This is a genomic window from Evansella cellulosilytica DSM 2522 (assembly GCF_000177235.2).
In the GTDB taxonomy this organism is placed as follows: Bacteria; Bacillota; Bacilli; order Bacillales; family Salisediminibacteriaceae; genus Evansella; species Evansella cellulosilytica.
Window position 1 is genome coordinate 3029680 of sequence record NC_014829.1, and the last position, 21070, is coordinate 3050749.

The 21070-nt window shown below is 35.6% G+C and carries 21 protein-coding genes; 5 read left to right on the forward strand and 16 right to left on the reverse strand.

Annotation, left to right across the window (positions count from 1 at the left end; all coding sequences use genetic code 11):
- Positions 1-3 precede the first annotated feature (3 nt).
- A complete protein-coding gene (locus BCELL_RS14065) occupies positions 4-1923 on the reverse strand; it encodes a U32 family peptidase (protein ID WP_041808294.1) in 1920 nt (639 codons plus the stop codon).
- Between the two features lie 264 nt (positions 1924-2187).
- Here BCELL_RS14065 and BCELL_RS14070 point away from each other — a divergent pair, with 264 nt between their 5' ends.
- Positions 2188-3441, forward strand: a complete 1254-nt coding sequence (locus BCELL_RS14070) for an erythromycin esterase family protein (RefSeq protein ID WP_013489421.1) — start codon at positions 2188-2190, stop codon at positions 3439-3441.
- A 252-nt stretch (positions 3442-3693) separates the two neighbouring features.
- On the opposite strand, the gene BCELL_RS14075 is transcribed toward BCELL_RS14070, so the two are convergent.
- The 4 genes from BCELL_RS14075 to BCELL_RS14090 form a co-directional block, all read right to left on the reverse strand.
- On the reverse strand, positions 3694-4374 hold the full coding sequence (locus BCELL_RS14075; RefSeq protein ID WP_013489422.1) for an HAD family hydrolase: 681 nt from the start codon (positions 4372-4374) through the stop codon (positions 3694-3696).
- Between the two features lie 11 nt (positions 4375-4385).
- Positions 4386-5210, reverse strand: coding sequence for a hypothetical protein (locus BCELL_RS14080; protein WP_041808297.1), 825 nt, complete (start codon positions 5208-5210; stop codon positions 4386-4388).
- A gap of 18 nt (positions 5211-5228) precedes the next feature.
- The gene (locus BCELL_RS14085) at positions 5229-6167 is read right to left on the reverse strand and encodes an AAA family ATPase (protein ID WP_013489424.1); all 939 of its coding nucleotides are present in this window, start codon (positions 6165-6167) and stop codon (positions 5229-5231) included.
- 76 nt (positions 6168-6243) lie between these two features.
- Positions 6244-6789 carry a short-chain dehydrogenase gene (locus tag BCELL_RS14090; RefSeq protein ID WP_013489425.1) on the reverse strand — a complete coding sequence of 182 codons (546 nt, stop codon included), beginning with the start codon at positions 6787-6789 and terminating at the stop codon, positions 6244-6246.
- A gap of 213 nt (positions 6790-7002) precedes the next feature.
- Between BCELL_RS14090 and BCELL_RS14095 the strand changes: the two genes are divergently transcribed.
- Positions 7003-8535 carry a gluconokinase gene (locus BCELL_RS14095; protein ID WP_013489426.1) on the forward strand — a complete coding sequence of 511 codons (1533 nt, stop codon included), beginning with the start codon at positions 7003-7005 and terminating at the stop codon, positions 8533-8535.
- Positions 8536-9030: 495 nt separating this feature from the next.
- Here BCELL_RS14095 and BCELL_RS14100 read toward each other — a convergent pair whose 3' ends face one another.
- Positions 9031-9822, reverse strand: a complete 792-nt coding sequence (locus tag BCELL_RS14100) for a Nif3-like dinuclear metal center hexameric protein (RefSeq protein ID WP_013489427.1) — start codon at positions 9820-9822, stop codon at positions 9031-9033.
- A gap of 373 nt (positions 9823-10195) precedes the next feature.
- On the opposite strand from BCELL_RS14100, the gene BCELL_RS14105 reads away from it, so the two are divergent.
- Complete coding sequence (locus tag BCELL_RS14105) at positions 10196-11659, forward strand: NADP-dependent isocitrate dehydrogenase (protein ID WP_013489428.1); 1464 nt, start codon at positions 10196-10198, stop codon at positions 11657-11659.
- A gap of 116 nt (positions 11660-11775) precedes the next feature.
- Here BCELL_RS14105 and BCELL_RS14110 read toward each other — a convergent pair whose 3' ends face one another.
- The 3 genes from BCELL_RS14110 to BCELL_RS14120 are packed head-to-tail and all read right to left on the reverse strand — an operon-like array spanning position 11776 to position 13645.
- A complete protein-coding gene (locus BCELL_RS14110) occupies positions 11776-12513 on the reverse strand; it encodes a class I SAM-dependent methyltransferase (protein WP_013489429.1) in 738 nt (245 codons plus the stop codon).
- Positions 12514-12566: 53 nt separating this feature from the next.
- Entirely contained in the window at positions 12567-13079 is a 513-nt protein-coding gene (locus tag BCELL_RS14115) for a GNAT family N-acetyltransferase (RefSeq protein ID WP_013489430.1), read from the reverse strand.
- Positions 13080-13105: 26 nt separating this feature from the next.
- Entirely contained in the window at positions 13106-13645 is a 540-nt protein-coding gene (locus tag BCELL_RS14120) for a DUF4269 domain-containing protein (RefSeq protein ID WP_013489431.1), read from the reverse strand.
- A gap of 173 nt (positions 13646-13818) precedes the next feature.
- Between BCELL_RS14120 and BCELL_RS14125 the strand changes: the two genes are divergently transcribed.
- The gene (locus tag BCELL_RS14125) at positions 13819-14526 is read left to right on the forward strand and encodes a nucleotidyltransferase domain-containing protein (RefSeq protein WP_013489432.1); all 708 of its coding nucleotides are present in this window, start codon (positions 13819-13821) and stop codon (positions 14524-14526) included.
- Positions 14527-14533: 7 nt separating this feature from the next.
- Here the strand turns inward: BCELL_RS14125 and BCELL_RS14130 are convergent, their stop codons facing one another.
- The 6 genes from BCELL_RS14130 to aroD all read right to left on the reverse strand — a co-directional run bounded on the left by BCELL_RS14130 (position 14534) and on the right by aroD (position 18528).
- Positions 14534-14872: a hypothetical protein gene (locus BCELL_RS14130; RefSeq protein ID WP_013489433.1), complete on the reverse strand. Its 339-nt coding sequence runs from the start codon at positions 14870-14872 to the stop codon at positions 14534-14536.
- A gap of 29 nt (positions 14873-14901) precedes the next feature.
- A complete protein-coding gene (locus BCELL_RS14135; RefSeq protein ID WP_013489434.1) occupies positions 14902-15522 on the reverse strand; it encodes a YczE/YyaS/YitT family protein in 621 nt (206 codons plus the stop codon).
- Positions 15523-16035: 513 nt separating this feature from the next.
- Complete coding sequence (locus BCELL_RS14145) at positions 16036-16503, reverse strand: DUF2691 family protein (RefSeq protein ID WP_013489435.1); 468 nt, start codon at positions 16501-16503, stop codon at positions 16036-16038.
- A gap of 169 nt (positions 16504-16672) precedes the next feature.
- Entirely contained in the window at positions 16673-16789 is a 117-nt protein-coding gene (locus tag BCELL_RS23345; RefSeq protein ID WP_425357447.1) for a UPF0758 domain-containing protein, read from the reverse strand.
- A gap of 143 nt (positions 16790-16932) precedes the next feature.
- Positions 16933-17667: an HAD family hydrolase gene (locus tag BCELL_RS14150; RefSeq protein ID WP_013489436.1), complete on the reverse strand. Its 735-nt coding sequence runs from the start codon at positions 17665-17667 to the stop codon at positions 16933-16935.
- 93 nt (positions 17668-17760) lie between these two features.
- Positions 17761-18528: a type I 3-dehydroquinate dehydratase gene (gene aroD / locus BCELL_RS14155; protein WP_013489437.1), complete on the reverse strand. Its 768-nt coding sequence runs from the start codon at positions 18526-18528 to the stop codon at positions 17761-17763.
- A 178-nt stretch (positions 18529-18706) separates the two neighbouring features.
- On the opposite strand from aroD, the gene BCELL_RS14160 reads away from it, so the two are divergent.
- Positions 18707-19612 (forward strand): VanW family protein, encoded by a 906-nt coding sequence (locus BCELL_RS14160; RefSeq protein WP_013489438.1) that lies wholly within the window; start codon positions 18707-18709, stop codon positions 19610-19612.
- Positions 19613-20041: 429 nt separating this feature from the next.
- On the opposite strand, the gene BCELL_RS14165 is transcribed toward BCELL_RS14160, so the two are convergent.
- Positions 20042-20986 (reverse strand): DMT family transporter, encoded by a 945-nt coding sequence (locus BCELL_RS14165; protein ID WP_041809046.1) that lies wholly within the window; start codon positions 20984-20986, stop codon positions 20042-20044.
- Positions 20987-21070: the final 84 nt, after the last annotated feature.

Sequence of the window (21070 nt, forward strand, 5' to 3'; positions counted from 1 at the left end):
ATTTTAAAAAGATAATGCCCCTAAAGTAAATCCTGCTCTAGTTGTTGCAAACTGCTCAAAGAGCTTCTTCGTTTTCGTTTTATCATTTAAAGCTTTCTTATATATCTGAATGACTACACGTAATTCGTCCAAAGAATATGTCTGTCCTTCAATTCTGTAGCTTTTTAATGACTCAAACTGAATGTCTTGAAGAACTGGCAATAAACAGAGCTCCTTTGCTGTAAAGAGGTGGTTCTTTTTGTTTTGATCAATATATACTGGACTTTCCCCTTTATCCGATTTAAGTACTAGTACTTCGTTATTAACAAACTGATTATCCTCGTGTTCCACTGGATCTAGCACTCTCGTATTCTCATATAAATCCAAGTCCAAATACATTACTCTTAACGGGCCATGTACAATTAACTCTACCGGGTTAGTGGCATACTTCATAAATGTCGGTAGCTCACAGCCTTTCATCTCAATAGAAACTGTTGACTCTTTTACTCCTAACTTCTTATAGTAGTCCATCGCTTTTCGGTTATAAATGTTGACATTATAATCGGTAATGACATTGTATTTTTTCGCGTACTTTTTTATTGACCCTAGATTCGTTGCTAATATTCCATCAAATAAATGCCCCTGCTTCTCTAGATATTGATCTATTAATTCACATTGAAGCTCATCCATCATTTGAGGTAAGCTAAGATATATTTCTGTATTCTTCTTTGTTTCTATTAAGCTTCTTAGTTGTTCTACCGTCATAAACGTATCTGGTAAAAATACTTCTGTAGCCAAATAAATTCTCTTTACACCAAGTTCTATACAAAGCTGTGCCTGCTCCAAATTATTTACTTTCACCGATAAAAGGTCCGTTTTTGTTGTTGAACTTTCTACTCCTACTTTTTCATGCACTTTATTCAATGCTTTTTCAGATATTTCAGGCTCCTCCGTTGGTGTTGAAAACACCTTCCCGGTAGAGTAAAATTTCCCCGTCCCTTCATATCTCGTATTAATAAAGTCAAGTCCTGGATTAGAAAATGCATAAGCAGTAGAAAAATCACGCTTTCGATTTTCATACAGCTCCTCTGCATGTTTTTTCCTATCGTAGCTTAGAGGATCTTCAATATAACGATCAATGGCGTCACCGTACGTATTTACGAGATCGACGATAAAGCCCGGCTCTCTCATTCTACCTTCGATTTTAAATGACGTGACATTCGCTTCAATTAACTCCGGAATATGTTCATACATGTACATATCTTTCGCTGCAAGTGGATATTCGGTTGGATACACATTGCCGTCCTTTTTTACACGGTAAGACCAACGACACGGTTTAAAACAGCGCCCACGATTAGAACTATTTCCCATTGCAATCGAACTGAAATAACAGTTTGCACCATTGACGGAACACATGTCTCCATGCATAAAATATTCTGTTTCTACTCCTGTTTCTGTTTGTAAAAGCTTTGCAGTCTTTAAATCCATTTCTCTTGAAAGCACGACTCTTGTTAAGCCATCCTCCTTCAAAGCCTTTACAAAGTCCATGTTATGTACATTCATCATGACAGAAGAATGTATCTCAATTTTCTTTATATTTTGTTCTTTACAAAGTTGTACAACACCAAGATCCTGGACGATAATCCCATCAACATTGACACTCTCCAAATAATGTAAATACTCGGCTGCTTCATCAATTTCCGAATCATTTAACATATTATTGACAGTGACATATACTTTTTTATCGCTGTCATGGGCCATGTTTACTGCTTCTTTAATTTCTTCGTTTGAAAAATTATAGCCCTTTCTAATCATTCTCATATTTAACGATTTTCCGCCTAAATAAATAGCATCGCAGTTTGCCTTCACTATTTGCTTAAAGGTGTCCATATTCCCTGATGGAGCGAGCAACTCAATTTTTTTATGATTAAAGTACTTAGCCATATGTGTTTCCTCCCGTTCGTTCATCGATGTATGAATCATACATTGTGAAATAATTAACAATTTCATTATATCGATAATCCTTTACTTGTGACGGTTGAAAAAACAACAGATTTTTGACAGTTTTTTGCATTAAAACTATCTGTAGTTTGAAAACGTTTTTATAAGAAGTTGCCCGAAAAGGTATTTTCTTTTGAGGCAACTTTTAATCATTTTTTAAATCATGATCTATTTGTTTTTGCTCATACTAAGCACGGAGGTGAATATATGATTAAAGAGAAAGAGCTTATTAAAAATATTGAAAAATATGCAGAACCCTTTTCACATACAGAAGGGTTACAGCCACTCATAGAAAATGCTTCTCATGCAAAATTTGTGCTATTAGGAGAAGCGAGTCATGGCACAAGTGAGTTTTATAAAATCCGATCAGACATAACAAAACAGCTCATTCAACACCATCAGTACTCATTTATCGCTGTAGAAGGCGATTGGCCCTCGTGTTACGAGATAAACAGATACATAAAAGGAATAGCCACAGAGTACAAAAATGGAGAAGATGTATTGAAGAAGTCTTTCACACGTTGGCCAGCATGGATGTGGGCTAACTACGAAATGGTGGAACTAATAGAATGGCTTCGCAATTATAATCAAACTAGAAATGAAGAAGACAAAATAGGCTTTTATGGCGTAGATGTTTATAGCTTATGGGAGTCTATCGAAGCCATCGTAAAATATTTAAAGAAAACGAATTCCCCCATTTTACAAAAAGCAATAAATGCACTAGAGTGCTTGGATCCATTTGAAAAAAAGCCAGAAAAATATGGAATTTCATCCGCTTTTTACGGTGAGAACTGTGTCTCTGAAATCATCGAGCTACTTCATAACATACAGAATGACAAACAAAGATTTAAAGATGACTCAGAGGCTAGACTTAATATGACTATCAATGCGCTAGTTGCTAAAAATGCCGAACATTATTACTATACGATGATGACGAATGACAACGAATCTTGGAATATACGTGACCGTCATATGGTAGAAGCACTGCGACATATTGCTAGCTTTTATGGTACAAGCACAAAAGGGATAGTATGGGAGCATAACACCCATATTGGAGACGCAAGAGCGACAGATATGGCTAGTGAAGGAATGGTGAATGTTGGACAGATAACTCGTGAACAATATAGCGAAGCAAATATATATGCCATTGGTTTCGGAACATTTGAAGGTACTGTCATTGCCGGACATAAATGGGGAGAGAAACCTGAAGTAATGGTTGTTCCTAAGGGAACGCCTTGCAGCTGGGAGGAAGCACTACATCAATCTTCTCCTGGAAATAAATATATCATTTTTAATGAAGAAAACAGAAAAGAATTCTCGAATATTATTGGACATCGCGCGATTGGCGTAGTATATAACCCTAACTTTGAGCACCACGGAAATTACGTACCTAGCCGGATATCAGAAAGGTATGACGCCTTTATTCATGTAGATAAAACAAATGCACTAAAACCTTTATAACTTATTAGAAGAGTCTCCAAATACTTACGCGCGGACAGTGCAAAAGGTCATTTTTCATCTCTTTTAGCACTGTTTTTTCTATTTCCAAATCAACTCGAGCGACGAAACGATAATTCTTTTTATTTTGAGTAGTAAATATCGTTAGGAATCATTATTGTGCATCATATCAAATGTAGCGAATAATTGAGCACTATTAATTTTTTCTCAGGAGTATGCATCCCATCATGATACCTGCTTTAACTTTACTTGCACTTATTTTCCCATAATAATTATGGGCTCTAATTCAGTTAGACGATTTATTACAGTTACTTCATGAGCTTTTTGGTTATACTTTCTATTAAGCCACACACCATGCATTCCAGCATTTTTACTCCCTAAAGCATCTGTTTCCAGTATGTCTCCAATATAAGTACATTCACTTAATTTAACATTTGCTTTATGACATGCTTCTTGAAAAATAACAGAACTTGGTTTTGGTTCTTTCACTTCACTAGATGTTACCACACAGTCAAAATACGGGAGGATACCCGTTCTTTCTAACTTTTCTATTTGCTGATTATATTGTCCATTACTTATTATCCCAAGTCGAAAACCTAATTTTTTTAATGAAGTTAAGGACGGAATTACATCATCATAAACTAGCCAATATTTTTTGTACAAATGTAAGAAGAAAGCAAATTTTGTATCCGCTTCTTCATCATTAAGAGGCGTTTGAATCATTTCTTTTATCCTCATTCTTCTTTGTTGTTGGAAGGAGATTTGATTTTTTAAATATAGATCAAAGTATTTTTTTGAAAGAAACTTCCAATGATCAAGAAATTGTGATTGCCTCATTGCTATTGTATTTACGTGTTCCAAATAAAACTCAACTGCAGCCATTTCCTCTGCTTTTTCGTGATCTAAAAGCGTACCGTCAATGTCAAAGAAAATCATATACTCTCCTTTTACCGAAAATGTAATTGCACAATAACAGGAGCTAGCACAAATTTTTGCATTTCTTCATCAGTCAAGACATCCCGATTAAAGTCTACAATGTCACCATTCGTCCCTGAAAAAAGCTCCATCGCTTCTAAAGGAACTCCCTGATATTTTAGCTCAATGAGTTTTTCTTCATTGTTATTTTTTATTTTAAATTGGATTGCTGAAAAACCACCGTCATTTTTTCCAATGATGTTGCCATTTTCATCATAAATCGTCGCATACTGGCTTATAGGGTTAAATAAATTCATCTTATATGAGGCAATGAGTTCCTTATTTTCATTATAAACACGATAGCGTTGACGGAAGCCCCAATCCTTCTTCAAATAAAAAAGTACCTTTTCCCCATTTTCAACTATGATCGACTTCTTTAAGTACGGCCTTAATTTTATTAAATGGAGAAAAAAAGTAACGACCCTTTTCCATCCTTCCACCTCTTCTCTAATACGAGCAACTGACTTTCCGTTTAGTGCGTAATACTCATATTCTCGTAGCCAGTGAACATGTGGTACAAGCATTAGTCGATTTGCTTGAAACAGATCTTCCTCGCGGCGACTTATATTCGGTGTGTTATATTTTCTATGCGAACGTTTTTGTTTTACTATTGCTGTTATAAGCAGTGCAATACTTCCTCCAAATAGGAAAATCATTGGATAAATTAACTGAATAGAAATTTCTACGTTATCGATAGTAATAACTAAGTAAAGTAATATCAGTGCACCAATAAACTGTAGAAAACTTAAAATAAAATATGCTTTGGATGCCTTTTTATAATGCGAATGCATACTCATATGTTCCATCCCCTAAGCTTAGGCATTTTCTAGTAACGCCATTCTTTTGTTTGAAACATTTACTAGTCTCTTTTGAATATCCTTATAATCGATATCAAGTTTATTTAGCATTTCTATCACTTGTCTTTGTGTGCTTTCCGTTTGTTTATATGAATCTGCTATTTTACCGTGAACCATCCAATCAACGATAAGTCCATCAAAAAAGTAGTCGGCAAATGTTAGCATATTCCCAATCTCTAAATCTACATGGAAATGATTTTTAATATCTAGGAGTTCATCTTGAAAATGTCTTAATTGACTTTGAACGCGGTGCATGTCATCCTTTGCAGAATTGATGTGACTATGCTTCACAGCCGTTGTAATCATACCGCCTCCTAACATATCAAATGTAGACCAACCCTTCGCTTTATTCAAGGAGTCGATTACTTCTAACAATCCTTCTTCTACTATTCTCCCAGCTGAAATAGCCTCTTCATACTCCTTTAACATTGATTGGAGCTCTGTTTCTTCATCAACTAAAGCAAATAATTCATCGCTCCATACAGTAGAAGTATCCTTTATTAGCCTTTCTTTCTCACATATTATTTCTCTATATAGTTTCTCACTATTTTGCAAAGGCTCTATTAACTTTTCGTATTCTACAATCTCTTTTTCTAAGTCCTCTACAGTTCTGACCGCTTCCTCATATTTAAATTGTGCAGCAACAACATGCTGTTTTTCCTTTTCTACCTTTTCTAATTTTTTGCCGCTCAATGAATATAACAAATTTGTGATTGAAAAGCTTTCTAACCTCTCAACATCCGCTTGCTCCTTTTGTAATAGACGATGAAGTTCACTCTTCTTTTGCCTTTCTTCTTGCAACTGGAATTGAGCACGTTGAAGATGATCTTTCCATTTATACTTTTTTCTTCTTTGTTCTTTTACATATTTTAATTTTTCATTTAGTTCTGTAAACATACACAACACCTCCAACCATATTTACGTATAATGGCCTACAATTGTTTCATCTTTTGTTACATTTGAGCCAGTTCTACTACGGTCGCTTATCCCAAGGCTCAAGTGAACCGATAACACTACACTTCTCTCGCCCCTTTATCGCATCAATGACCCCTTTCGATATTTCTTCGTGAGTAAGCCACCTTGATCTATCATTTTCAATTACAAATCCAAGTTGTACTTGATAATAGCTACAATACTCAGGTAGACTTACCATCATTTCTATTTTCTTTAAATCAGAACTACTCCCTAAAACATGATACAAACTCCACCTTTGATTAAGAGCAGAGACTTCCTCATTCACAATGTTAAATGCATTTTTTCCATCAGCATGTATCCAAGAAACAACTAGATCAATATGTCCCCCCTCTTGCATGAGCTGTTTTAATACCTTCCTTAAATTTTCATTATCACGGTAGTCAACATATAATGGTGAGATAATAGCAGTATCATGTACTTTATATATGAGATTTTTCATCTTTTTCTTATTACGAGCAATCACATGAACGTGATAACCTTGCCGACATAGCCAAAGTGTAGCTTCAGACAGCATTCCAGTTCCACCTATTACTAATGCTTGCATCATCATCCCTCACATACATTCCAATTTTTTCCTTGCAGATATATTTTATCACCTTTTTATTACAATTGACTAATTAATCGATCATGGTAAACTGTTACCGAATAGGTTATAGTTCAATAGCAAAATGTATGTGATGAAGATTAAAATAAAGGTTGTCCCCAATAATAAGACAACCTCTCCTCTTCTACTATTTTCGAAAGAAAGGGGTTTACAATGATAAGTAAATACGTAATTGGTTTAGATATCGGAACTACTTCTGCAAAAGCTGTCACCTTTACTACAGGTGGAGAAGTAATAGGGGAACACGAGGAAGATTATTCTATTATCCAACCGTTTCCAGAGTGGGTGGAGCAAGACCCGTATGCAATTGAAACAGCTGCCTTATCAGCAATTAAGCTCTCGATAGAAAAGGCAGGTATCAATAGTGCTCAAATCGTTTCAATAGGTATTTCAGCTGCCATGCACTCGTTGATTTGTATGTCTAAAGATGGTGATGCACTTACTAATTCCATTACATGGGCCGACAGGAGAAGTGTAAAGCAATCTACTGAAGTAAAAGCAAGTGATCTTGGAAATAAAATATACCTCCACACAGGAACACCAATCCATCCAATGTCTCCACTATCCAAACTATTATGGATGAAAGAAAATGATTTTGAACCGTTTAAAAAAGCTTGGAAATTCGTGTCTATTAAAGAATTTCTTACATATCGCTGGTTTAACGAAGCTGTTGTCGATTATTCCATCGCTGCAGCGACTGGCATGTTTAATATCCACAAACTAGATTGGGATAGCGAAACCCTTGAATTTGTTGGGCTACACAAGGAACAGCTCTCTACACCTGTACCTCCAACGTATGTATTTGAAACTTTACGAAAAGACATCGCAAATAAAATGGGAGTACGAGAAAACCTTCCCATTGTTATTGGAGCGAGTGACGGCCCATTAGCTAATTTAGGAATTGGTGCGATCGATGCAGGAGATACCGCTATCACAATTGGTACGAGTGGTGCAATTAGACAAATGGCTTCTGCACCAAAAACGGATAGTAAGCAAGAGGTTTTTTGTTACTCATTTACAGAAGACTTATGGATATTTGGTGGACCAACGAATAATGGTGGAAACGTCCTACATTGGATGAAACAAGTGCTTGGAGAAAGAGAAGTAGCTTTATCTACTGAATCAGGTGAGGATCCATATGAATTATTAACAGCAACAGCGAGTACTGTTGCACCAGGATCGGACGGTCTTATATTTCTTCCCTTCTTATATGGTGAGCGCGCACCTCACTGGGATGCAAATGCACATTCTAGCTATGTTGGGCTCTCTTCTCAGCACGGTAAAGCTCACTTATTGAGAGCAGGCTTAGAAGGAGTCATGTATAACATTTATCAAATTAACGAAGCACTTCACCAGCTTGCAGGTACTACAAAAACGCTTTATGCTAGCGGAGGCTTCTCTCGATCACCATTATGGCTTCAAATTTTAGCAGATATATTTGGCCAAGAGGTCCACATACCTGAGAGTCACCAAAGCTCAGCTTGGGGAGCTGCGTGGGTTAGTTTAAAGGCAGTAAACGAAGTTTCTAGCTTTTCTGATATTAAACGAGCCATTCCTATGAAGGATGTTATTAAACCTAATATGGCAAACAATGAAACATATAAAAATTATTATTCCATTTATAATAGCTTGTATCAATCTTTAAAGCCTACTTTTGAAAAAATTGCTGTACTTAAAACCAATTAAGTAAGAGAAGAACTTTGTAATTAAGAAGAGGTCTACTCAAAAGGTAAAAATTCAGGGCCACTGAAAAAGTGAAAAACTTGCTGTTTCGTTGCATTAATATTCATTATACCTCATTATAGGGAAAGTTGATGAGACCGGAGCAAGCGAGGTTACTGTCTCTTCCTCTACGAGCATATGCTACGGAGCGTATCCGTCGAGACAACTCGAAGCATTAGCGAAGAAGAGTCGCTCGTTCCTGTGGGATCGAAGGCAGGGGTGAGACCCTCAGACCGCAGGTCAGGAGGCTCACCAGCCGCCCACGGAAAGCGAGCTTGCGCAGGGATCATCAATTCACTATATACAGAGTAACTTATAATAATAGCTGATAATTATAGAATAAGTACTTTTTCAGTGTCCTCAAAAATTCGACCTTTTAGAGTAAACCTCTTTTCATGATAGCGTTCTTATTTAACGAGATTCTGTTCGTTTGTGCCTTTATTGGTCAGCTTTTTTCTATTAAACTATTTCAAATAATTGGCTTGTTGAAAAAAAGTGAGTACGTATGTTGGGGTACGCTTCCTTTACTAATTCAGCTAAATAGCTCATACCTGGTTCTTCACTTTCGGCGTGTCCAATAATCATTAGTGCTTTTTTCTTTCCTAAACTCAAAGCATCACGCACATATTCGGGTGTCTCCCACTCCGGACCCTCACCATATATAACTAAATCGACATTCTCCTTTTCAAAGAGTGGTATAGATAAATGACCACCACCACGGTATCCTACTAAAATTGCTATTTTGTTACATACCATTTCTTTTTCTCCTACAAAGCGAATAAAAGAAATTCCTAATTTCCCCTTCACATCATGAGCGATTTCTTCTGCAGTACGTGTCGGTACGTTTAAAATCGTAGCAATAGGATCATGCCTAGTTACATACTGCTCCCACTGTAATGCTTGTACAAGCCCCTTCATAACCCCATCAGGTTCATAGCGGTGCCAATAATCATGAAAGCGAAAAATGGTTATATTCGATTGTTTGATCAATTCCAGCTTTTTATTTACTACATCATTCTTTTCTATTGTATTCGTATCCGAATGACTATAAAAGATGCCTTCATGTGTAATGAGTAAATTTGCTTCCAGTTCAATCGCCTTTTTAATAGCATCGTATGTAGGCATAAATGAAACCACAATTCCTGTGACAACCTGGCTAGAGCACCCAAATTTTAACGTATCTACTGTATTATCTATTTTTACAATTGGTTTTGTTAATTGATCGATGACATCTTGTATTGTTGTCTTCATCTTTTGCGACCTCCATTCTATGCAGCTCATTTCCAACATATGTTAAGACTACAATTTCATTTTATATGAATATTAGTGATTATTGTTGATAAAAATGTCCCTCATGAGGTAGTAACCGCGACACCGAGCATTTACTTCCTGAATACGCTCCGAGTGCAGCTTCAGTTCTAAACTAGAAGAGGAAGAGACAAGTGCACGTCCAGTAGCGAAATCAACAGCAAAGTTTAACATACCTTTTTAAAAATAAAACAATGATTAACTTACTATATTTTTTGCCACAAAAAGTATATTTAGGTTAAAATATAACATGTTGGCTTAATATTCCTATAGGAATATAGCATTTCAGAACATAATGGAAAGGGAGATGTTACATATGACAAAGAAACGCCCAATCACCATCGCTCGCGGAGACGGAATAGGCCCAGAAATTATGGAAGCGACCTTAAATATATTAGATAAGGCAGGCGCAATGATTGAACCTGAATTTATTGATATAGGTGAAAAGGTTTATTTATCAGGTAATACTACCGGTATTTCAGATGAAGCATGGGATTCATTGCGCAGAACGAAAGTATTTTTAAAAAGTCCTATTACTACCCCACAAGGTGGCGGCTACAAAAGCTTAAACGTAACAATTCGTAAATCATTAGGGTTATTTGCTAACGTTAGACCTAATGTTTCCTATGCTCCTTTCGTACAGACTAAGCATCCAAACATGGATATGGTCATTATCCGTGAAAACGAGGAAGATTTATACGCTGGTATCGAACATCAGCAAACCCCTGAAGTCGTTCAATGCCTTAAGCTAATTTCAAGACCAGGTACAGAAAAAATTGTTCGTTATGCTTTTGAATATGCAAGAAAAAATAATCGTAAAAAAGTAACATGTATGTCTAAAGATAACATTATGAAAATTACTGATGGACTATTTCATAAAGTATTTGACGAAGTATCTAAAGATTACCCAGAAATTGAAACGGACCATTGGATTATAGATATCGGCATGGCTAAAGTTGCTGATACACCGCAAGATTTTGATGTTGTTGTTACGTTAAACCTCTATGGTGATATTGTTTCCGATGTTGCCGCGCAAGTTGCTGGAAGTGTTGGATTAGCCGGTTCTGCTAATATCGGTGACAATATCGCTATGTTTGAAGCTATTCACGGAAGTGCACCTGATATAGCTGGTAAAGGCATCGCTAACCCATCTGGACTTCTTCATGGAGCAATTATGATGTTAGTTCATATTGGTCAACCTGATGTAGCAGTGCGTATCCACAACGCATGGCTAAAAACATTAGAGGATGAAATCTTTACTGGCGATGTAGCTAAAGGAAGACCTTCTGTAGGTACAGCTGAATTTTCTGAGGCTGTCATTGCTCGACTCGGACAAAAACCGTCAACATTTACTCCAATTGAGTATAATGCTCCTGAGCCTGAAAGTGATGATACATTTAAACTTCCTCCATTAGTAAAGGACCGACCAAAAACAGATGTTGTTCGAGAATTAGACGGTGTAGATGTATTCGTTTTTAATAATGAGCTTACATCTGAAGAACTCGGACAAACGCTAGAAAATGCCGCTGGGCCTGAATTTAATTTAGCCATTATTACTAATAGAGGCGTTAAAGTTTATCCGAACGGTTTCCCAGAAACATTCACCACAGACCATTGGCGTTGTCGCTTCCAGCTCAATGAATCAGAAAGTAAATCTTCAAACGCAGCAATCCTAAAACTATTAACAAGAATTGAAGAAGCTGGAATTGATTTTATAAAAACAGAAAATTTATATAAATTTAACGGTGAGCTAGGCTACTCATTAGGCCAAGGACAATAGTTTGAATTTATTAGTTTTGTGCGAGAAAAGTATGGGGTGATTGCAAAGGAAAAACAATCCTTTGTATCACCCCTTTGTTTCGTTATTTATATAAAATTGGAGCGTGGTAATTACCGTTAGTATTTCCTTACTTTCACAATTAAAAATGGTGGTCTTCGAGCTTCATCTTTAAGCTCTTGCCTTTCCGATAACGCCTCCGGAACTACCTCAGGTTCATCTATTTCTTCAATGTGAAAGCCTACTTTTATTAACGTGTTAATGAGAGTAGATAAAGTCCTGTGATACTTCGTCACGTCATCAACGAACCAGTGTGCTTGTCTATAACCTTCTTCTTGATAGTGATCTACTGGCCAATATTTTTTAGCTCCGTTTTCGTCCTTTATCCATCCGTTCATCGGGTTTGCTGCAGTACAAATAGGGTGTTCAATAGAATATATAAAAAAACCATTCGGCTTTAAGCTATCATACACTTTTGAAACGATTTGCTGATAATCTTCTACATAATGTAATGCAAGTGAACTAACTACTAGGTCATAATAAGCTTTTGGAAACTGTATATCCTCCATTGCTGAATGGATATATTTAATTTTTTTATGAGCATATTGTTCCTTCGCGATCGCTAACATTTTATTAGAAATATCAGTGCCAATTACTTCCTTAGCCCCATTCTCTATACAATAACGTGCAAATTGACCCATACCACACCCTAAATCTAAAATAGTCAAGTCATGCAACCTTGGTAGTAACTTTCGTATTGCAGGTTGCTCTAATACATCGTTTAACCCACCATGACCAAACCTTAAATTTCTGTACCCATTAAAAAACTGATCGTTATCATAAATATTCTGCTTCATCTCCGTCACTCCTTCCTTTACAGACTAAAGGGAAGAATTCCCTGTACTCTACTCTAGAACATATCTGCTTCTATAGTAGTCCAGCCGTAAATTGCTTCTTTTAATTTTTTTCCACCTATTTCAATCTCAACTATATCCAATTTCGTACCACCTAGTGCTTCATAAAATTGTATTGAAGGGTTATCCTCTAATACTAGGACAATCATCGAATTCATTCCATATCCAACTATTTCGTTCACTACTTGATTGAATAATCTTTTTCCTATTCCTCTTCCTTCGTATTCTTTTAAAATATAAATAGCATAAACTTCACCCTCATACTCTTCATATTTAGCACTTCTTTCTTTACCACCTGTTGCAAAACCAACGATAGAGCCAAAATCTTCGGCAACAAATATTGGATTATTGTCAGCTATTCCCCTTTTCCACATTACCTCTCGTTGCTCATAAGAAAGGGTATTTAAATATTCTTCTGGAACAATGTTTTTATAAGTTGATTTCCAACTATCTACATGTACTTTCGCTATTCCTTTTTCATCTCCTATCCTTGCTCTTCTAATAATCATATCAAGTCCCCTTTGCTATCGGTCATTTATCTATGAATAATTCCTCTTTCTTTACCATAGTGAAGGAGAGACTCATAAGGATCCCCCTCCTCTATAGAAAGAACTTTACAAAATGCCGGCTCTGTTTTATATCCTTGCTCCTTTAACAACATAATTTTCTCTTTTAAGTGCGGTGACTCATGCAAAATATAATCTTCAATAATCATATGTAAGTATGCATATTGCTTTATTACAGGTACTGGCTGGCCAAATATTTCAAATTCAAACCCACTATAAACAAAATTAACCTTCATTACAGGATTATTTCTTATCTCTTTCATTTTCAAAGTGAATTCTTCTTTATCACCGTATAACCCGTGAATTATATTTTTGAATGTAACAAAATCTTTCACTTCCAAAATGATATCTAAATCAGATCCAGCTACATTCAAATTGATTGGTATCGTTCCACATAAAATTGGTGAATAGTCAGCTAAGTCGTTCATAATATTTAAATCTGTTAATGCAGCAAACGCCTGCTTCTGTATCTTTGATCCCTTTTTTAAATAATCTATTGTTAAAAACATATTGGCTCCTTTCATAATCAATCATGATAGATTTAATATAGTACCATATTTTAGGGGAATACGGTTCATATTTTTCTAGACTTGCGAACGAAAATTACAGATGTTCTGTTTCATGATACGTATCTTGCATTCATATACATAATAAAAATGTAGAGAGAGCTTGAGGTGAGGTTATGACAAAGCGATTGCAGCCTTTTGAGGTTGCTAAGCAGTTTATACAAAAGAACTTTCCACATTGCCATGGTGCTGTCTTAGCTGGAAGTGTCGTAAGGGGTGAAGCAACTGAAACCTCTGATTTAGATATTGTCGTCATTGATATGAACATAATTTCTCAATACAGAAAATCGGTGATGTTTTTACAATGGCCTATAGAAGTATTTGTGCACAACGTCCAATCCTTAAAGCACATGTTTCAAGATGATTATGAGCGTGCGACGCCAACACATCAAACGATGCTTGCGGAAGGAATCACAATAGTCGATAAAGGAGTATTAGGTCCGATACAAAAAGAAGCTAAACTCATATTAAAGAACGGACCTCAAACTTGGACTAATGAAACGATAAAGAGAAAACGTTACTTTATAACCGATGCATTAGACGATTTAATAGGGTCGTCTAATAGATCAGAAGAAATTTTTATTACAAATACGTTAGCATATTGGTTACATGAATTTGTACTAAGAACTAATGGACATTGGATTGGAGATTCAAAGTGGATCATTCGAAGACTTCAACAGTTTGACCAAAATTACAGTGAAAGATTTATTGAAGCAATCGATGATTTTTATAAATATGGAAATAAACATAAGGTAATAGCCCTTGTTGATGATACATTAGCACCGTACGGAGGAAGATTATTCCATGGTTTTAAAGATGGATAATAATATGTTATTCGATCAGAACTACTTCTTTTGCTGTCTCTCTTGGAGGATATGGTAAAACTTTAATAAGTTGGTCACTAAATGTTACTTTCACTTTGCTATCAATGTTTAACTTAGAATGTTCAATCTCCTCGCCATGTTTATTTATAAGAATACTATCTGCTTCTATGAACACATCGACTTGCTTATAAGATGGATTCACAAGCTTATTACTTTTTAATCGGAGAACAATCGGAAATTCGTCTTCTCCAGTATGAATTTCCTCAATAACAAAAGTTTCTTCCAACAAATAAAAGATCGTCAATAGAACAATGAAAAGAGATGCAAAAGCTACTAGTTTTTTCATCACCTATACCACCTTTTATATAAGTTATCTTATTGAATAATGGAGCACACATTTTTTCTAAATAAGCTCACAGGTTTATAGAACGTTTCAATTAACTTCCCCATTACTACAGCAGCGACGATTGTACCTATACCAATTGGGCCACCTATAAAAAAAGCGATTGTTAATACTGTTAACTCCATCACAGTTTTCGAAAATGCGATGCTTTTACCTGTTCGGATGTGTATTGCCATCATTAATTGATCAATAGGATTTCTTGCAAAGCTTGATTGAAGATATGTGGAAATTCCAAGTGCAATAAATAAAATTCCTACGAAAAGAACTGGTACTTGGGTGACTAATTGTATTATTTCTATATTCCGAAATACGACTTCTAACCACATATCTAAAAACGCACCAACTAAAAATATCGTTATTACTGCGGAAAAGTCTGGCGTCTTTTTCATTAAATAAGCATTGATAAAAATTAACAAAAAGCCAATGATAAAAATCCAGCTACCGACTGTTAAACCTACATTTATTGAAAGACCAACGAATAAAGCGTCCCACGGTCCAACACCTAAATTCGATAAGATCATTAAACTAATTCCAAATGACAGAAAAAATATACCGGTTATATAAAACATACCGATAATAAAAGATTGCTTCAAAATAACACCTTCTTTAAGAGCATTTATTCCCTACTATTCACCTTCATTATCATATCATAATTTAGTTGTTTAATGATTAAAAAAAGGAGGCTGTCCCAAAAGGTCAATGAAAATGACTTTTTAGGGAGAGCCTCTCATTTAAATAATGACCCTGTATTTTTCTATTGATAAGAATAACTCGAAGAGCAACAGGCGGCGACTCCAGCGACGATCGTTACATCACGATTAAGCTTCTCGTTGTCTCGACGGATACAACTCCAGAGCGTTGCATATAGAGGAAGAGACAGGTTGAGAGCTGAAGATCCCGCAGGGTGATTTTCCCGAGGAAGCTGAAATATTGCCCGCAGAAAGCGTCCTCCTACAGCAGTTCGAGTACTTTAATAATAATTACCAGAAAAAAGAGAGAGGCTGTCCCAAAAGTTTATACTTTTGGGACAGCCTCTTTACTAGAAGGTTAGTATTAATAATAATGAATATATATAAATTTATAAACAAAAGTTTGATGAATCAAATTTAAAGTCGTAGGGTATCTTTATGCTTCTCGTAATATATATATTCTAGATCAGTATATCCATACTTTTCGTAAATTTTCTCAAAACTATTAATTATAGACAGACATTTTGAAACTACCATAAATTGTGTAACGTCACTGATACAGATTACCGTATGACTTCTAGAATGTAAAAAATCTTCTAAGTTGTTTGAGTCTTTTTCGAGTATCTTAGATTCATAAATGGAAAATTTAGAAAAAATTGGATAATAGTCATGCTTTACACTTAATAAAGTTTCCTTTATTCGGATATTATCCAGAATAGATTCTTCCTCATTGAAAAAAGAAGTACTTGAATCACCAGGAAAATGAATTTCTTCATGTGGACCTCTAACCCAATATGAGGGGATATCAAGAACATCTTCCAGTAATTTCAACAAAACCTGATTGTATTCATTCGGTATTGAGAAAATCAACCCAATTCTATCCATACTGATTTCTCCCTTAATTTATTTAATTATGGTCTTATAGGTATCGAACCACTATTATCCCAGTAAAGTACATGCCGAAATGTAAGGTTCCCACTATGAAAATAATCAATATCTTCTTTGAGGAGTTTTAAGCCGTCAAAATGCTGAATGACCTTAGCTGAAAGGTTAATCACTGATTCAGACTTGAACCAGAACCAAGTAATAACGCAATGAGCTCCTGATTAGACAGTGCATTTGATCCTTCTTTGATCATCCGCTCACGTGGACGTTCACTTTTCGGGGACATCCCGCTTTTTAAAACTGGTTATTTCATTGCAACTTTAGAGAATAAATCTTGATTGTTTTTCAATTTTTCTAGTAATTGCTCTAGAGAGGTTGACTTAAAAGGTCGATTTTTTACCTTTTGAGTCAACCTCTTTTTATCACTGGTTATTTCATTGCAACTTTAGAGAACAAACCTTGATTGTTTTTCAATTTTTCTAGTAATTGCTCTAGTGTACCTTGATCATCAATAGGATACTTTGGTTCTCCACGATCAATGACACACCCCTCTACTAAAAATGTTTTCATCCCAATTTGACTTGCTGATAAGTCTTCCTGCTTATCATTTCCAACCATGATGCAATCTTGTGGATGAACATTAAGCTTGTCACATATGTATTGATAATATTCTTTATGCGGTTTTGTATATATGCTTTCCTCGTATACTGTAACGAGTTCAAAAGGTATATCATCAATTCTAGCCCATGTTAACCGATGATAAATAGCTGCTTTCGGAAAAACAGGGTTTGTTGCAACAGCTAGACGATAACCTTGGGATAGTGCCTCTTCTAATATTTCTCTTGCCGTATTCGTTGGCTGACAAAGGTGAGAAAACGTAGGGAATACTTTTTCATAAAAATCGTCTAAAGTCGGCCAAATATCTTCTCTAGCCAGTTTTGTAATAGATAAAAATGTTTCTTCAAACACTTGCTCATTCGTCTTTGTTGCATCTAAGTTTTTTAACATCGCGTCAGTACCAGCTAAAAGTGCTTGGATAAATTCATTAGGGTCGATAATATGTGCAACTCTCGGTGCAAGTTCTTTCAAATAATTTTTTACAAAAGCCTCTGTATCCATTGGCAATAATGTACCGTCTAAATCAAATAATATAACTTTCGCCATTTTTGCACACCTTTCAAAACACTTTATTTTTTCACAATAATACCCACTGAATTATACCATATACTTAATTATCTTCGTTACCGATAACCTTCTCTAATCATTCATGTTATTACTAATAACGGATAGTAGTTGCCTTAATTCTGCCACAGGAATTTGACCTGGAGCAGATGATTTTTTTGCTGAACCAAATGTAATAGCCGAGCCGAACAACTCTCCACTTATACGGCTAATAAGCCCCATTCCTTTCATGGACATTGTAATAAAAGGACGGTCTGCATAATACTCCTTCATGCGATTTGTTGCACTTAATAAAGTAAGTACATCCTCATTATTATTAGGCATGACAGCAATCTTAGGAATATCTGCTCCAAGATACTGTGCTTTTTTTAATCGGTGAATAATGTCATCTTCAGAAGGGGTCTTTTCAAAGTCATGATTTGAAGCTATAATTCGTACATCTTTTTCATGAGCAAAAGTAATGAGTGATCGTATACTTTTTTCTTCTTGAAATAATTCAACATCGATGAAATCAACTAAACGAGATTCTGCTATACGTTTGTTTAATTCAAAGTAAGTAGAAGAGCTGATCTCCTTTTCGCCCCCCTCTTTTGCTGTACGAAATGTAAAAATAATTGGAGCATCCTTTAATATTTTTCTTATTTCACGTAAAGCATGTAGTACCTCTTCTAAATCAAACACTTTATGGAAAAAATCAACTCTCCATTCGACTAAATCATAAGCAATATTTTCAAGGTTCATTGCTTCTTCTATTAATTCTTTCATCGTCTCTCCAACAATAGGTACACAAATTTTTGGAGTCCCTTCTCCGATTACGATATTATTCACTTTATATGTTTTCACTTTATTGCTGTCCCCCTTACGACACCAGTTCCTAGTAATATTAACGTTAAATTTAACGATAACGAATCTGAAGCAATTTTACTAGTGAAAAATAGCAAAAGTTGTCTTAAGTTTTAAATATTTTTGACACATTAAAAATCATGATCTACGAATAATAGCAATGGGAGGAAATGTGATAATGAAGTATCTATTTTTTTTACTATTGTTTATTAGTGCTGAAGTAAACGATTCTGATAATTTATTCTTAACGTTAGACGGCGAAATACTTGCAACAATAAATAGAGATGCCTTTTCTTCTCCTGCTCTCGGGGAAGGAGTAATCGATGAGTACATATTCGACGACTTTTTAAACAAATTAGATGAGCAAATACTGAAAGAACCTGAAAATGCTTATATTGATGATAGTGGGGCTATTATTACAGGTATTGATGGGTTTAAACTTGATCGAAGGAAGTTTACTACTAAGTTTTATGAATATTACTTCGGAACAGGAGCTGCTACAATTGAACTCCCTAAATTACCGTTACATCCAAAAGTAGATAGTGAGTTATTAGCCAATATACGTGTTCAACACATTGGTGGATACATCACATACTTTAATAAAAGAAACAGTGAACGGGCACACAATATCGCACTCGCTGCTAAAGCTATTGACAGCCATGTAGTATTTCCTGGGGAAGTATTTTCATTTAATGAAGTAGTAGGAGAAAGAACGTTAGAAAAAGGGTACTTACCAGCCCCTGTCATCGTGAAGGGGGAATTATTCGAAGGGGTAGGTGGCGGCATATGCCAAGTATCTTCAACTTTATTTAATGCAGTCGATCGAGCTGGCGTTGAAATTATCCAAAGATACTCACATAGTAGGCGTGTCCCTTATGTCCCGCCAGGAAGAGATGCAACTGTAAGTTGGTATGGCCCTGATTTCACCTTTAAAAACATTCATAATCAACCAATTTTAATTCGTGCAAAATCGCAAAACGGACAAATTTACACAAATATTTATTCATCTGATGTCATTAATTATGAGCCAAGAGAAGTGCCAAGTGCACCTAAACAAATGCCGGAAGAAATAAAAATAGGCTAAAGCTGACTCAAAACTATACCATTAGATTTTCCATTTACCTTCAAGAAATAAGCAGAAGATGAACGTAGTAAACATGAGCTAATTAGATGTTTATTTTATATGTTTTTTACGATAAAAAACGAGACAATTTCACATAATGGAATGTCTCGTTTTTGTTGAATGATATTTAGTTTTCTCCCTCTAAAAGGAACTTTCAGTGGAGGCCACTGAAAAAGTATAAAACAACTTTCTCAGTGCCTTTTATTTGTATTGCAATGGCTATGTTCGTCGCTCGCCTGGTAGGAGAAGCCCACTCCTATCAGGCTTTTTAACGAGTGCGACGGCTACGCACATTGCTTAGGGCCACTGAAAAAGTGAAAGAACACCACTTTTTCAGTGGCCTTCTTTCAGTGCACTTTTTTATTATCTATTGATTCAAAGTCCGTTACACTAATTTGCAACCTTTTGCTGAGAGTCTACCGTTCCCTCTTTTTCCAGTTGTTTTTTCTCAGCTCCAATAATGACAAGACCAGACATAATAATGATTGCCCCAATAATTTGGCCTATCATAATCGGTTCATTAAAGAATAATGCACCAGCCACTGCTGCAGCTGCTGGGACGACGTAACGATAAAAATTAGCTTTCGTAGCTCCTACACGATTCATAGAAGCATTCCATACAAGGAATGCGACGACAGTACATAAAATAACGTTATATAAAATTGCACCTACTACAGGTAATGTTAGTGTCGACCAATGAATATCGCTCCATCCACCTAATGTAAAAGGAATTAAAAACAAAGATCCAAATAAGATATACCACGTACTCACACGAAGAGGCGAGTATTTCTTCATTAGTGGCATACAAGCTAGATTAAATAGTGCACCTATTAAGCTAACTGCTAGTGCTAATAAATTTCCAAGCATATATTGACCTGATAAATCAAGATTATCGCTTCCACCACCTATAATTAGCGTAACACCAATTAAAGCAATGGCACCACCAAGAACAATTCTTTTTGTCATCACTTCTTTTGTAAAAAGCGGAGCAAACAAAGCAGCAAAAATTGGCCATGGTGCAACATTTAATAACGAAGCATTCGCTAGCGTCGTATACTTAATAGAATACATGACGAGCAATTCCAAAATAGTAACCCCGAAAAATCCGATAATGACTAGCTTCAATAAATCGCGCTTTTCTACTTTTATACTTCCTTCTAATTTGTACAGTATAAGGAACAAAATTGGAACTGCCAATCCGAACCTCAATAAAGTAAATACCTCTGCAGTGAATACTTCCATTGCCCAGCGAGAAATACCGAAATTAATTCCCCATATTATAGAAATAATTGTTAGCCCAATGTAAAAAATTGAATTTCCCTTCACGTAAGTCATCTCCAATGTGTCTAAAAAATTGATACTATAATACCTTACTCTAAAATGGGGGGGAAAAACAATATAAAAATGTTGGCTAATTTA

What these genes read in the sequence shown, in the direction of transcription:
- BCELL_RS14065 (WP_041808294.1), bottom strand. Translation starts at nt 1,923, where the DNA reads ATGGCTAAGTACTTTAATCATAAAAAAATTGAGTTGCTCGCTCCATCA.
- BCELL_RS14070 (WP_013489421.1), top strand. Translation starts at nt 2,188, where the DNA reads ATGATTAAAGAGAAAGAGCTTATTAAAAATATTGAAAAATATGCAGAA.
- BCELL_RS14075 (WP_013489422.1), bottom strand. Translation starts at nt 4,374, where the DNA reads ATGATTTTCTTTGACATTGACGGTACGCTTTTAGATCACGAAAAAGCA.
- BCELL_RS14080 (WP_041808297.1), bottom strand. Translation starts at nt 5,210, where the DNA reads ATGAGTATGCATTCGCATTATAAAAAGGCATCCAAAGCATATTTTATT.
- BCELL_RS14085 (WP_013489424.1), bottom strand. Translation starts at nt 6,167, where the DNA reads ATGTTTACAGAACTAAATGAAAAATTAAAATATGTAAAAGAACAAAGA.
- BCELL_RS14090 (WP_013489425.1), bottom strand. Translation starts at nt 6,789, where the DNA reads ATGCAAGCATTAGTAATAGGTGGAACTGGAATGCTGTCTGAAGCTACA.
- BCELL_RS14095 (WP_013489426.1), top strand. Translation starts at nt 7,003, where the DNA reads ATGATAAGTAAATACGTAATTGGTTTAGATATCGGAACTACTTCTGCA.
- BCELL_RS14100 (WP_013489427.1), bottom strand. Translation starts at nt 9,822, where the DNA reads ATGAAGACAACAATACAAGATGTCATCGATCAATTAACAAAACCAATT.
- BCELL_RS14105 (WP_013489428.1), top strand. Translation starts at nt 10,196, where the DNA reads ATGACAAAGAAACGCCCAATCACCATCGCTCGCGGAGACGGAATAGGC.
- BCELL_RS14110 (WP_013489429.1), bottom strand. Translation starts at nt 12,513, where the DNA reads ATGAAGCAGAATATTTATGATAACGATCAGTTTTTTAATGGGTACAGA.
- BCELL_RS14115 (WP_013489430.1), bottom strand. Translation starts at nt 13,079, where the DNA reads ATGATTATTAGAAGAGCAAGGATAGGAGATGAAAAAGGAATAGCGAAA.
- BCELL_RS14120 (WP_013489431.1), bottom strand. Translation starts at nt 13,645, where the DNA reads ATGTTTTTAACAATAGATTATTTAAAAAAGGGATCAAAGATACAGAAG.
- BCELL_RS14125 (WP_013489432.1), top strand. Translation starts at nt 13,819, where the DNA reads ATGACAAAGCGATTGCAGCCTTTTGAGGTTGCTAAGCAGTTTATACAA.
- BCELL_RS14130 (WP_013489433.1), bottom strand. Translation starts at nt 14,872, where the DNA reads ATGAAAAAACTAGTAGCTTTTGCATCTCTTTTCATTGTTCTATTGACG.
- BCELL_RS14145 (WP_013489435.1), bottom strand. Translation starts at nt 16,503, where the DNA reads ATGGATAGAATTGGGTTGATTTTCTCAATACCGAATGAATACAATCAG.
- BCELL_RS23345 (WP_425357447.1), bottom strand. Translation starts at nt 16,789, where the DNA reads ATGTCCCCGAAAAGTGAACGTCCACGTGAGCGGATGATCAAAGAAGGA.
- BCELL_RS14150 (WP_013489436.1), bottom strand. Translation starts at nt 17,667, where the DNA reads ATGGCGAAAGTTATATTATTTGATTTAGACGGTACATTATTGCCAATG.
- BCELL_RS14160 (WP_013489438.1), top strand. Translation starts at nt 18,707, where the DNA reads ATGAAGTATCTATTTTTTTTACTATTGTTTATTAGTGCTGAAGTAAAC.
- BCELL_RS14165 (WP_041809046.1), bottom strand. Translation starts at nt 20,986, where the DNA reads ATGACTTACGTGAAGGGAAATTCAATTTTTTACATTGGGCTAACAATT.